This window comes from Nitrososphaera sp. AFS (assembly GCF_009898475.1).
Classification (GTDB): Archaea; Thermoproteota; Nitrososphaeria; order Nitrososphaerales; family Nitrososphaeraceae; genus Nitrosopolaris.
This window is the reverse complement of the sequence record NZ_QURE01000110.1, coordinates 1-11,483: the sequence shown is the minus strand read 5'-3', so window position 1 is coordinate 11,483 and position 11,483 is coordinate 1. Positions and strand designations below refer to the sequence as shown.

Here is an 11,483-nt window from a genome sequence, read left to right as displayed (position 1 = left end):
AATTATCTATAATTGGTTTTTTCGTTAATTATTTATAATATCTGTCTGAATAGCCTCAGAACTTCAATCAAGCTTAAAGAACTAGCTTAATCGTCGTAAAAGCATAAATACTTTCACACCAAGTTTGGTTTGTATTTTGAAATCACTTATTGAACCTACCATATCAAAAGAGCGAAGTGCTCTGAATCCACCATTGGGATTCCGAACGAAAATGGTTTTGTTAGCGGCTCTATCTCTATCTCTGCTTACCATGGTTTTTCAATACTCAGATATCTATGCTGCTCGGTTTAGTGGCGCCAGTGGCGGTGCTGGTCATTTTAGTGCTGGAGCTTCGGGTGATAGGGGGTTTTCAGGTAATTCTGGCATAGGTGGCATTTCAAGTAATGTTGGTTTACCAAGCGATCAACATAATCGTATTGGTAGCAGCGGCGGACTTCAATTAGGCTCACCCCCAACACATCAACTTAATAATGGTTGTATTAGTTCTCCTGCCCTATTTCCTTCTGCAAATAATTGTCCTAGTCCAAACGTAATAAATCCAGCTAAAGCCCCTAACACCGCTATTGTACAGCCTACCAACTGTAATGTTCCCACCTCAGTACATACTAATACTCCCAAAAACGTTGTCGTACATCCTTCAACCGTAGAGTGCTCTAACCACAATGTTTCCCATCCAAACAATGCTCCTAATACTACAGTGGTTCACCCAAACAACTGTAACGTTCCAAACTCAGTACATCACACTAATGCTCCTTCCACTGTCATAGTACATCCAAACAATTGTTATTCTACTAGCAACTCGAACTCATTAACTGTTAATAACGTACAAACATCCAGCAGCAGTGGAAGTAGCAGCAGCAGTGGTAATAACAACGACGTACCAGTTGCTAATGCTGGACCAAATCAGAGTGTGCAACCATCTGACAAGGTCACTCTGGACGGAAGCAAGAGCCATGACCCTAATGGCCATTCACTTTCATATTCCTGGCTTCAATTGGCTGGTGGGCCTGTGGTGGTGTTATCAAATGCACATACAGAAAAGCCTACATTTTCAGCACCGTCAGTTACAAGCACAACTAGCCTAACTTTCCAACTAATAGTAAACAATGGAAATGCTGACAGTAGTCCATCAGTAGTATCTGTCACGGTTAAGCCATAAAGATGGCAGATATGCTAGAAAGAACAAGTAGTGATTAGAGTACCCACTCACCTCCTGTGCTGTATGAATTCTAAGGAACGGCTTGGATAAATAATTCGTCGTGAAAATTGTATGATCTTCTACCATCTCCCGCCGTTATAACGATCGCGCTCCGTTGTGCCTGCCCGAATTTACCTAAAGAGTACTAGATTAGAGCATATTATTTCCAATTAGGTAATGTAGCATCACATTGACGCGTGAGTTGTCGAAATAATATGCGCGAGTAGTTCGTCATGTTCAATCTGGTTAAAAGACGCACCTAATTCTAGATAAGCTACAGGTCTGAAATTTTGGTCTCGGTATTCATCGCTAGTGCATCCAGAAATTTTAAGCAGATTTTACTGAAATATATTGAAAACACTTCTATGCAAACGAGGTGTTAGTAGACATACAATTGCAGCGTAATTTTTTAATTACACGTATGAAAGTAGATATCATTAATTCTATGTTAATACTATTATCAAAATATTTCGAATTCAAAAGGGGCAAGATATGTGTATTTATCTAGGAATGTCTAGTTAACCAAGTTTATGATGAGGATTTCTAAAGGAAGTATGACGAGAATTTATTTGCGTTAAGGACCAATTAACAAAAAGAGAGGACCGGATGATACAGTTACGAAAATTACTTCAATAGGTGCGAGCCGACTGTATTTGTGCAGCTTTATTTTTTTAATTGAACCAGTGTATTTCTTGCAAATATTACTTTATCACGCACATATCTATCTCTAATGCAGTACAATCTCATTATTTATTGCCGCCATTGTGGATGCCATAGGTATCGAAGCCTAACCCAAAACAGGATATCAACATAAAGAATATGATAATAGCATGAGTCCTCCATTTATACACGTTTTTATGAATAGCATCACAATTATTTACTTCTAGGAGCTTTAAGCATTGATATAGATTAAGAAATATGTAGTTTTATTGCCTTCATAATAGTTATTGCATCGTTCTCTGAACCAAGCATTAATGTCTATTCCTAAATCTCTAGCGGGAGTGAAGATGAAATATACGTTCTTTGAATGAGATGGTTCTAGTGGGAAGGATTGCTCACTAAAAACTCCTGTGGAATTACCAAGATCACCAGTTGGAGAAAATGTTCCTGATGAGACCATATTTATAGTGCTACTTGGAGGAAAAGAGCTACTAGTAGACACATTAACCTTGATTTCTACACTCCGGCCTCTATTAATTGTCAGCTCTTGAGGAGTCGTAGAAACAGAAAAGGGTAACTGATGATGGCTGTTACTATTATTATTGTAGACTGTTGAAGCTATACTGCCTATTTTATTTTCTGACAATTCAGTGAACCATATCTGCCCACCATTCCCTGTTGAAAACTGTAGAATATTTGCTATCCCACACGTTTTGCTGGTGGGTGGACAATCGCCCCATAACTTATTTTGCGTGGGAATCCAATACTCATACAAAATGTTGTTCACGGGATTAAACCTAGCTATCTTGTTCCCTTGATGTTCGTTGAACCATAGCGATCCATCAATAGCATCTTTTTGCATCCAATAAGGAAGGGTATTAGCATCCCCTGGAAGAGTACTGGAATCGTTTAGACCATAAATCCTTGGAGAGGCTTTAGAAGTGGCAAACATTGTTATGTTATGGTTTTTAATATTCAACATGTAGAATATACTAGTACCATGGTCAGTAGCCCATAAATTACCATTATCGTCAACTGCAAGGCCTACCGGAAGGCTTAGCTGTTCAGGAAGAATAAACGTATCAAACGTCCTTGAAGTTATATTGTAGCACAGGATCTCTCCCTCTGACTCCAGTGCTGATAATGATATCCATATTACGTTCCTTCTATTATCCAACGTCATAGAACCAATACTGATTTGTTTAGAATCTATTCCTTTGAAGTTATTCACAGGCATTGGTATCTTTGTTATACCATTTGAGGTATTATTCTTCATCAGAGTAGAATTTCCAAACCATAACACAGGTGAATGCATACCCACAAAATATACATTTCCTCTTGAATCAAAGCCTAAAGACATGGGAGAAGTGGTACCAAAGACAGATGAACTGTCAGGAACTTTATACATATCAAAGCCAACAGATTTACTATACTTCCAAATTGCATTTTGTTTCTCGTCAGTAAACCAGACACTACCTCCAATAGGGTTCACTTTAACAGACCATACATTTGAGAAATCTATAGGATTTTTGCGCACCTTCCAGATTGGGATACTTATCTCTTTATCAAACCTTTTTGTAATTAGATTGTAACTGCCAAGAGTCCCCTCCTTTGTAGATACATACCAGATCTTTCCGGCTTGGTTATCTACTGTAATTCCTAACGGCATTTCACAAGTGTGTGGGAGCTTATATTCAGTTACATAATTGTTAGAATTTAAACTTGAATCAACTCCACAGAATTGGTTTTTAAATTGTTCGATAGAAGATGAGCTCAGGTCTGAGTTTGAGTTAACAGCACGTTGTAGATTCGATTGTATTGCAAGACCATTATTACTAGTAAATCTATCTAGAATAGTATTGGTAGATGCGATTACTCCAATAATTACGACCGAAACAATTCCACAGATCAGGATCTTTTTTGGATTATCCATCTATAACATTCTCTTTATAGTATCATTTCTTACTAGAGCTTGATCCTCAGCTAAACTCTTTTCTTGTATTACAAGTACGTATTGTGGTTTATTTATGTATAATTTACCTTTCGATACTAGAAACGCGTCGTAGTTGGAGTTAAAAACCGAGGAACCTATTGTAATTGGGAATACTTTTACAAAAGAATTGAGGGAGATATTCGTCACGTATATACCATGCTTGTACCAGTAACGAATATCAGTTTGTGTTTTTTTGTTCTTTGTTCTCATAGTCATTACACTGATTTTGGTAGTACCAATATCTCGCCAACCATGTTTGGCAGATGAAGGCTACACCAGAATCTTATACTTCCTGGATTGTTTGCTATAAAGGATACTGTATGTATTTCTCCTCTATGAAGGGCAAATGTTCCTACTCCATTTACAGTTATGATATGGTGGACACCTAGTACTCCTATGAAGTGAAGGGTAACTTTGTCTCCTTGGTTAACGACTATTTGATCTGGAGCAAAAGTAAATGATCTAAAGTCCCAGGATCCTACTTTATTAGGTAGTACTATTCTGAAACCTCCCCCAGTTGGTATAGTCGAATTTGCAGGCGGCACTTCAGCTGGATGCAGTGGAGTATTCTGTGCGCTAAGTGGATTTGCTACTGCGGCATGTAGGCTTGTTGCACCATCAAGATGTACTGTATTTATCCAGAACTCCTTGTTAGTAGTTTGGCTTGGACTGACCATCACGGGCTTGCTTGATGCTGCTCCTCCTGATGCAGCAGTGCCATTACCACTACTGTTGGTCTGGGCAAATACGTGTTGTAACATTTGTGTTTGTATTCCTAGTACCACAGCGGCTGATGAGACTATTGTCATAATAGCTACAGCTGCTATGATTGCTTTTGTTGTTTTTATTTTTGATGTTATTTTTGCTTTTTTATTATCGTGCATCTTTTTTTCGTTAGTGCATTGTAACCTTCATTTGATTATAAGCATGGAGATGAATTCCATGTGCGGATTCCGACTTTGGATTCCAGTTCTGGAATTCAGCTACAAGTTTTAATACCCTCTCGACTTTAAAGGATGCTTCAAAGTAGCATTGGCGATTCCAAAACTGGAATTGGGCCTCCCGTTTTTATATCTGAATACCTATTTTAATGACGAGTCTCAAAATGGAGCTGAATCAAAACTGATGCTTACATCAGTATCAGTACAGATTGAAATACTAGTTATTCAGTCTATAATTTATTTTGTTGCGGCTGCTGTGCCTATTTATCTTGCATTTATATCAAAGACAAAAATGTACAATAATGATAACAATCATTTCAAGAGATTAACAATAGTACTTGCAAGTTTTGTTTTAATGCAGGGCTTTTATCATGTAGTAAGCTATTTTGGTTATAAGGTGCTAGCAAAAGGAATACTTGAACCGTTATCGTTTAGCATACTCATTTTCTTTGGGGTTCTTTACCTCAGTAGTAAAGCTAGGTCAAAATCAGAGGAACTTAAAGTGACATAGCAATGGTAGATATCCAAGGCAATATCAACATCTTATCCTATGGAAGTGGATTTACATTAGCCATTCTCTTTGTATTATTAGCTATGTTTGGATGGCTTTCCGTAAAATATAGAAATATCAGAGAATTTCAATTTCAAATATTTGTATTTATTATAATCTACATAATTGGAGAGATACTCGAGAATTATAAAATTCCTTCACTATCAGTCCCATTACCCTATCTTGGCCCACAAATTCATATAATGGCCGCAGCGTTCTTAGCTTTAATATTATGGCTTAGATTATACCATGTTCGAAGTAGCGGACGAAAAACAATTGATAAACTAGAGTCAATCACAGATGGTGATGTTAAAGATGCTAGTAAATAAGGAATAGGAATGAATGAAAACAATACAAACAAATACTCGATCGTCCACATATATTATTAATCTAGTGAGAAGAACTTCTCAATCCACTTCTTTGCAATATCAAAATTTGGTTCAGCTTCTACGCTAACATTATTCGCCTCATATTTGGCATTGATTGCCTTCAGAGTACTGTGATATAGGCTAAACTTCTTTCCATCAGGCGTCAGGATAATCTTATCAACTATGATTAGGCCTTCATTAAGTAGCCATTTTATCTTTCTAAATGCAGTGGTCCGTGAAATATTACTATTTTCAGCTACAATATCGTTAAAGGATTTTGAACGGTCCATAATAGAGTCCATAACTTTGATCATATCTTCATCAGCCAAAGCGATAAGAAGCGCCTTCTTGATTCTTTGGCTTTTGATGATCATTAATTATTAAAAGAATGTCAAGTACAAATACTTGTCTTGTCTGTATTCTCTTAATAATCTATTTTTATCTTCAGCTAGGATTATAAAGGTATATTCTTTTTTAAATAGTCTTAGCTATTAGATAATCTTTAAATAAATACTCTGTTAATCTACGGCTACATGAATAACATGTTCAAGTTGGGCTTCACAATTGGAGCAGTAGTAGGAGTATTGGTTGTGGCTGCTGTAGCAGCACTGAATTTTGCTAGTCAATCAGCACTAGCACAGGCAACTATGAACAGTAACCAAACTACAAGTGGCAGTAAGACAATGGCAGCTAACGCAACAGGTAGTAATATGACCAATAGTACGAAAGGAAATTCGACTTCAATGCCAACGCCAGTAGGTCCACCAGGCCCATAAAGAAAGAGAGCGGACAACATCAATATTTTCCTAAGGTCGGCACTGGACTTCCCCCTATTTTTGTGAGATATACGTTTATTGAAGGTAACGTATTTAACTAACTGATATCGTAAGCCAACGGGTATTAGAGTTATTCCATCTTATCTCATATTGCTTATTTTATTCGAGATATTCTATTATCCTATCATCGAGCATCTTATATTGATTTTCATTTAGTTCTCTTCTCTGTAGCAGCTGGATTATGTCACTACGTAAACCTTCCAGTAAGTCTGTGTATTTTCTATGTTTACAGGCTTTTTCCTAAATTCCTCATATCCATAATCAATAAGTAATCACTCAAACATTTTGATTGGTTTCTTGTTCTTAAGACGCCTGGAACAATTACTGTAGCACCTGTAGCAGCCGCTCCAGTTCCCACTACTATTGAGACAGTAGACAAGGACAATTTAGGAGAATTAGGAGAATTATTATCGTTAATAGTATTACTATTTGTTTGTTGATGCTGTTGTTGAGCTGGAGCTTGGATCTTAGATTGAGAGATAGTCGCAATTACTGCTATAATCGATAGAGATACAATGATTATCACAACTGAAATTAGCGTGTTAGTACTATTCGTTTTGCAGCAAGTATGATTGTTTCTGGTTAGCATCATAGCAAACAACACCTTATCTGAGCCAAAGGTTTTATGGAGACGATATCAACATTTTACCATTTATGAAATCTGAATAGAGCTCCTTGAGGATACAACATTGCTATTTTGGAGCTCATTATTGACTCTTTGTACTAACCCTCTTATTTCTACTGGCTTTCTAATAATGCATGGTTTTTCCTCACCTTCACCTTCATGTTCATCTCCACTTCCTCCCTGTATTTTTTGTGATAATGTTTCTTTTTTATTTTCGTAGCTTGTCCCAAATCCACCTATTGGTAGTAGTTCGTTTAATGCCTCATAATTAACTGTAGACGCTGTCATAAAAATTACCTTTATTTTTGAGTCTATTTTTTTGATATTTTCGTAAAGTTCAAAGCCATTCATTCCTGGCATAGCAATATCTGTGATTAAAAGACTATAAATGCAGGATTTGAAATTCTCCACTATTAAGAGAGGTTCATTGTAGACATCAACGTCGCTAAATCCATTATCTTCTAAAACTCTACTGAGAGTATATGTTATGTCTGGCTCGTCATCTACAAGTAGAATTCTCTTCTTTTCTCTATTCTCTTGCTTTTCATTTTTTGACACTGCGCCCTTAGTACTATTATCTAAAATGCTGGAATCACTACTAGAGTTAGATAGTTGTTGTTGTTTATGCTGTGAGTTAGATGCTTTCTTCATTGATTAGTTAATTTTCTTAGCACAATATAAGGAGAGAGGAAAATTCCAGACCTGGATTCCACAAGTGGATTCCATAACTGGTATTTGTCCCCGTCTTTATAATCATCATTTGATATCTTGTAATTATGATTGAGGTAATGGTATAACTCCTACAGTACTTGGTTCAGATGACGCAATTGCGGCAGCAGCCTCTAAGAATCAGATAACTATTACTCCTACAAATGTAGTTGTCAACGAACGTATACTTCAGTGGGGAGGAAACAAGGATAACACTATTCATGCAGGACACATTTGATCACTGATTTACAAATTTGGAACATGCTTGCTAATCCACGGTAATTCCACCATTTTTTATTTTTAATTTAGTAGAGGTGACGATGGTACAAAACTCCATATTCAGAATAGATTTCTCATTAAGAAGATCGGTATTTTTTGTTGTCATAGGATCTATCGTAGGAGCAATAGTTATGATTCTATTGATTACATTTCCTCTATACTGGATTAGGGATGCCATATTATCTCACTTGGATAGCTTTTGGACATATTATCGGTATCTATTCAGCTTCGTCATCTTCTATAATTGATAGTCTAACAATTTTTTTTGCTTCAACGTTAGACGGAAGCCATAAACCATTATTAGGAAAGATTATCTAGAGAACATGCAACTCCATATTAAATAAGAAAGATCATGATTCATGCAGATTTGACGATTATCTGCATATTCATTCATTTATTGATTATTCACATCCCACTGCTCATACCCGTCATTTTCATTGGTGTCGCACGTCCACCTGGGGAAGATGCATTGGGGTTATTACCTATTTTCATATCCTTATTCATGCCATTCATATGCATTTGAATCCCAGTTTGACTGTTAGGGTTATTATTAATATTATTATGATGATTGTTACTAATATTTAGACCAGTTGGCGTTACTATTATCAATCCAAATATGATCATCATCCCAACTATTACAAAGCCAATTCCGGCCCCTCTAGCAATTCTAATGCCCTTAGACCAGATCTTTTCTCCAAATATAACCCCGGCAAATAATGCCATCCATAGCAAATTCATCCAGCCTAAGGCTATCATAATGAGAAAGTATGGCCAGCAGCAACCAAGACAGTACAGACCATGGTACATTCCCATCCTTAGTGCGCCTATTGTTCCACGACTCCATCTTCTCATAAAGAAACTCAGGGGGGATTCGCAATATCCTAGACATTTGGTTTTTAATGAGCTAAACTGGTATACTCCGGATGCAACCAATACTATTCCGTACACTATCTGGAGTTGTTGTCCACTTCCGAAATGTATAAAAAGATAGTTTACTGGAATGGACCACGCCAAAAGTAGCACAATTCCCGTTATGGCCCAAATCAAAAGATAAGACCCTACAAAGAAGACTATATTAATAGAATTCGTGAAAGTTGAGAGTGATGATAATGATAATTTCTTCCCTTGCCTGGCAGTATTATTATCGTGTTCTTCATCTCTATATCCAGAAAATATTGAAGACTGTGAAGGGTTGACACCCATGCCTACAGCTCCACCATCACCAATGTTACTGGTACTACCAGTGCCGCTGTTCCCGCAGCTTATAAGTTTGTTATACAGTAAGACCATTGGCGTTATTGCAGGAAACATCATCGCGGCCATTCCAATTGTCCAACTAATGGTAAATAATGAAATTGCGATAGGGTTGTAGGACATCATAGCACTCATCATATCAGGCTGCTCTCTAGACAACAGCCAAGAAATTGCTGCAACTGATAAAACTGAAATTAGAATAACCACCTTGACTCTGTCCATGATTTTGATCAACTCAAGAGAAAAAGAGAAAAAGCATGGAGTGCGTCACAAAACATAACAAAACATTCAGCGTCTATCTAATAACTAACCAGTACCCGAAGATCTGATTTTACTTCCAGGTAACAATTATGAAGAGTACCTGAATTTGCAATAGAAACCGTTCTTCCCAGAGTTGTTAAATTCAATACCATAGTCCTTGTAATTGTATTTGCTTGAACGCGCAATTACAAGATCTGAACCAGGTACAGCAGAAAATGAAGGATTGACCAGAAGGACGTCTCTATGAGCATCTGCTCCGTTAACTCCTTCTATCTCCAGCTCTAATGAATCTTTCACGCGTAACGATCTACGTTTCCCATTAATATCGAATTCAATAGGCACTGATTTTACGCCTAATATCTCTCCTACAAGATTTGTAACAACTGCAAAAAAGCCTCCTGCTTGGCCTGAATAGATTTTTGCCAATGCATCATTCTGCTGAGGAGTCGCTTTTTGGTCTATATATAATGCACCTTTCCATTTTGGTCCTTTCAACATATTACCTGGTGCATTGAACATGGCTACAACGTTCAATCCTTCGAGGCCCGTCTCTCCATAGTTGCCCTTTTGAATATGCCAGGCTGTAGTCACATAACAATTGCCCTCGTCAGGGTCATCGGCAACAGTACATGGGCACATCACATTGCAATTGCATCCTTCAAAATAATCTCCTTCTATCTCCCATGGGATAGCCATATCTTTGCTATTCCTCCTTTCCCAGCGGTTCTATGGAGGCTACTTTAAGAGTGAAAACTTGGTCCATAGGTTCTTTATTGATCTCACTTGCTTGATGATTTAAGGATTACTCACTCTGAGGGAGCCTAAAAGAATGCACGTTTTAAAGTTTATCTATATTTCCACATTCCAACCAAAGTTATCTAACGCTTAACTCTTGATTAATTGGCAACTGGCATAATACTTTCTTATTATTGAATTAAAGAGAAGAACGATTCTAAAACCCTTAAGGGTAAATTACTACCGTATAGTTTACGTTAGCAACGACAAGGAGATGCATCGAAAATATCAGTTTTGGATAATCGCAAATTGGAATCGAAAAGTATGACAGATACTTTGAGGGCGCTTTCAGATGACAAATCGCTAGCACTTTTTAATATGGTCGCTTTCACTTTGCCACGGGATACTGGCGCCGTTATGACCAGGTTAGCTCTCACTAGAAAGCAGTTTTATTCACGAATGAATCAATTGATAGATGTAGGTTTGGTAACTAGAAAGAGCGATAGGTATTATCTTACATCATTTGGTAAAGTGGTTTATGAATCCCATAAGTTAATCGGAAATGCAGTCGAAAATTACTGGAAACTTAAAGCAATCGATTCTATTGAAACTGTGCTCTCTGAGGATGACCTATCAGTCGAGGAACAAAGAAGAATAATTAATGCTCTCATCGAGAGAAACGATATCAAAAATATACTCCTCAATCAAAACGTTCCTTCAGATAAGGATCACAAATTATTGACTGCACTCCCCAACAACCCCTAACTACTATAGTATAATATACATCAAGGTGAAGCACACTATTTGTCAGCCAACAGTAACTTAGCAGGTCGACTGGCAAGAGCTCTGAGAGCTCGAGTGGCCCAGTGGCAGGCGTAGTTCTGTGGTCATCAGCATAAGTGCCACTTCTAGTTCAACCAAAGTGGAGGAACCGGCGGTTGTGACCGCTGTCAATCAGATGGCGGCATAAGTGGAGGACTGCCAAATTATAGGCCAGAAGAAGAGCAATCTATCTAGCTAGGATAAAATCAAATTTTGGTTTTTCTAACGATGTTGTTAATATGACAGTCGATGC

The 11,483-nt window shown here is 37.4% G+C and carries 14 protein-coding genes; 5 read left to right on the top strand and 9 right to left on the bottom strand.

Annotated elements, in window-relative coordinates; genetic code table 11:
- Positions 1-193 precede the first annotated feature (193 nt).
- The gene (locus DYY65_RS10115) at positions 194-1,159 is read left to right on the top strand and encodes a PKD domain-containing protein (RefSeq protein ID WP_162477840.1); all 966 of its coding nucleotides are present in this window, start codon (positions 194-196) and stop codon (positions 1,157-1,159) included.
- 931 nt (positions 1,160-2,090) lie between these two features.
- Here the strand turns inward: DYY65_RS10115 and DYY65_RS10110 are convergent.
- The 3 genes from DYY65_RS10110 to DYY65_RS10100 are packed head-to-tail and all read right to left on the bottom strand — an operon-like array spanning position 2,091 to position 4,735.
- Positions 2,091-3,791 carry a hypothetical protein gene (locus DYY65_RS10110; RefSeq protein WP_162477839.1) on the bottom strand — a complete coding sequence of 567 codons (1,701 nt, stop codon included), beginning with the start codon at positions 3,789-3,791 and terminating at the stop codon, positions 2,091-2,093.
- The gene (locus DYY65_RS10105) at positions 3,792-4,061 is read right to left on the bottom strand and encodes a hypothetical protein (RefSeq protein WP_162477838.1); all 270 of its coding nucleotides are present in this window, start codon (positions 4,059-4,061) and stop codon (positions 3,792-3,794) included. It abuts the gene before it with no gap.
- A 5-nt stretch (positions 4,062-4,066) separates the two neighbouring features.
- The gene (locus DYY65_RS10100; protein WP_162477837.1) at positions 4,067-4,735 is read right to left on the bottom strand and encodes a hypothetical protein; all 669 of its coding nucleotides are present in this window, start codon (positions 4,733-4,735) and stop codon (positions 4,067-4,069) included.
- Positions 4,736-4,976: 241 nt separating this feature from the next.
- On the opposite strand from DYY65_RS10100, the gene DYY65_RS10095 reads away from it, so the two are divergent.
- Together DYY65_RS10095 and DYY65_RS10090 are read left to right on the top strand one after the other, a co-directional pair.
- Entirely contained in the window at positions 4,977-5,303 is a 327-nt protein-coding gene (locus DYY65_RS10095) for a hypothetical protein (protein ID WP_162477836.1), read from the top strand.
- 2 nt (positions 5,304-5,305) lie between these two features.
- On the top strand, positions 5,306-5,671 hold the full coding sequence (locus tag DYY65_RS10090; RefSeq protein WP_162477835.1) for a hypothetical protein: 366 nt from the start codon (positions 5,306-5,308) through the stop codon (positions 5,669-5,671).
- Between the two features lie 56 nt (positions 5,672-5,727).
- Here DYY65_RS10090 and DYY65_RS10085 read toward each other — a convergent pair whose 3' ends face one another.
- Positions 5,728-6,039 (bottom strand): hypothetical protein, encoded by a 312-nt coding sequence (locus DYY65_RS10085; protein WP_236561786.1) that lies wholly within the window; start codon positions 6,037-6,039, stop codon positions 5,728-5,730.
- 204 nt (positions 6,040-6,243) lie between these two features.
- Between DYY65_RS10085 and DYY65_RS10080 the strand changes: the two genes are divergently transcribed.
- Positions 6,244-6,486, top strand: a complete 243-nt coding sequence (locus DYY65_RS10080) for a hypothetical protein (RefSeq protein WP_162477833.1) — start codon at positions 6,244-6,246, stop codon at positions 6,484-6,486.
- Positions 6,487-6,772: 286 nt separating this feature from the next.
- Here the strand turns inward: DYY65_RS10080 and DYY65_RS10075 are convergent, their stop codons facing one another.
- From DYY65_RS10075 to DYY65_RS10055, 5 genes are all read right to left on the bottom strand, one after another.
- Positions 6,773-7,138, bottom strand: a complete 366-nt coding sequence (locus DYY65_RS10075; protein ID WP_162477832.1) for a hypothetical protein — start codon at positions 7,136-7,138, stop codon at positions 6,773-6,775.
- A gap of 60 nt (positions 7,139-7,198) precedes the next feature.
- Positions 7,199-7,822 (bottom strand): response regulator transcription factor, encoded by a 624-nt coding sequence (locus tag DYY65_RS10070; RefSeq protein WP_162477831.1) that lies wholly within the window; start codon positions 7,820-7,822, stop codon positions 7,199-7,201.
- 325 nt (positions 7,823-8,147) lie between these two features.
- The gene (locus DYY65_RS10065; RefSeq protein WP_162477830.1) at positions 8,148-8,336 is read right to left on the bottom strand and encodes a hypothetical protein; all 189 of its coding nucleotides are present in this window, start codon (positions 8,334-8,336) and stop codon (positions 8,148-8,150) included.
- 227 nt (positions 8,337-8,563) lie between these two features.
- Positions 8,564-9,634 (bottom strand): DUF2182 domain-containing protein, encoded by a 1,071-nt coding sequence (locus tag DYY65_RS10060; RefSeq protein WP_162477829.1) that lies wholly within the window; start codon positions 9,632-9,634, stop codon positions 8,564-8,566.
- Positions 9,635-9,760: 126 nt separating this feature from the next.
- Positions 9,761-10,369 carry a DUF1326 domain-containing protein gene (locus tag DYY65_RS10055; protein WP_162477828.1) on the bottom strand — a complete coding sequence of 203 codons (609 nt, stop codon included), beginning with the start codon at positions 10,367-10,369 and terminating at the stop codon, positions 9,761-9,763.
- Between the two features lie 348 nt (positions 10,370-10,717).
- Between DYY65_RS10055 and DYY65_RS10050 the strand changes: the two genes are divergently transcribed.
- Positions 10,718-11,173 (top strand): hypothetical protein, encoded by a 456-nt coding sequence (locus DYY65_RS10050; RefSeq protein ID WP_201449454.1) that lies wholly within the window; start codon positions 10,718-10,720, stop codon positions 11,171-11,173.
- Positions 11,174-11,483 lie beyond the last annotated feature (310 nt).

Coding starts and splice junctions, on each gene's coding strand:
- DYY65_RS10110 (WP_162477839.1), bottom strand. CDS start 3,791: ATGGATAATCCAAAAAAGATCCTGATCTGTGGAATTGTTTCGGTCGTA.
- DYY65_RS10105 (WP_162477838.1), bottom strand. CDS start 4,061: ATGAGAACAAAGAACAAAAAAACACAAACTGATATTCGTTACTGGTAC.
- DYY65_RS10100 (WP_162477837.1), bottom strand. CDS start 4,735: ATGCACGATAATAAAAAAGCAAAAATAACATCAAAAATAAAAACAACA.
- DYY65_RS10095 (WP_162477836.1), top strand. CDS start 4,977: ATGCTTACATCAGTATCAGTACAGATTGAAATACTAGTTATTCAGTCT.
- DYY65_RS10090 (WP_162477835.1), top strand. CDS start 5,306: ATGGTAGATATCCAAGGCAATATCAACATCTTATCCTATGGAAGTGGA.
- DYY65_RS10080 (WP_162477833.1), top strand. CDS start 6,244: ATGAATAACATGTTCAAGTTGGGCTTCACAATTGGAGCAGTAGTAGGA.
- DYY65_RS10075 (WP_162477832.1), bottom strand. CDS start 7,138: ATGATGCTAACCAGAAACAATCATACTTGCTGCAAAACGAATAGTACT.
- DYY65_RS10070 (WP_162477831.1), bottom strand. CDS start 7,822: ATGAAGAAAGCATCTAACTCACAGCATAAACAACAACAACTATCTAAC.
- DYY65_RS10065 (WP_162477830.1), bottom strand. CDS start 8,336: ATGGCATCCCTAATCCAGTATAGAGGAAATGTAATCAATAGAATCATA.
- DYY65_RS10060 (WP_162477829.1), bottom strand. CDS start 9,634: ATGGACAGAGTCAAGGTGGTTATTCTAATTTCAGTTTTATCAGTTGCA.
- DYY65_RS10055 (WP_162477828.1), bottom strand. CDS start 10,369: ATGGCTATCCCATGGGAGATAGAAGGAGATTATTTTGAAGGATGCAAT.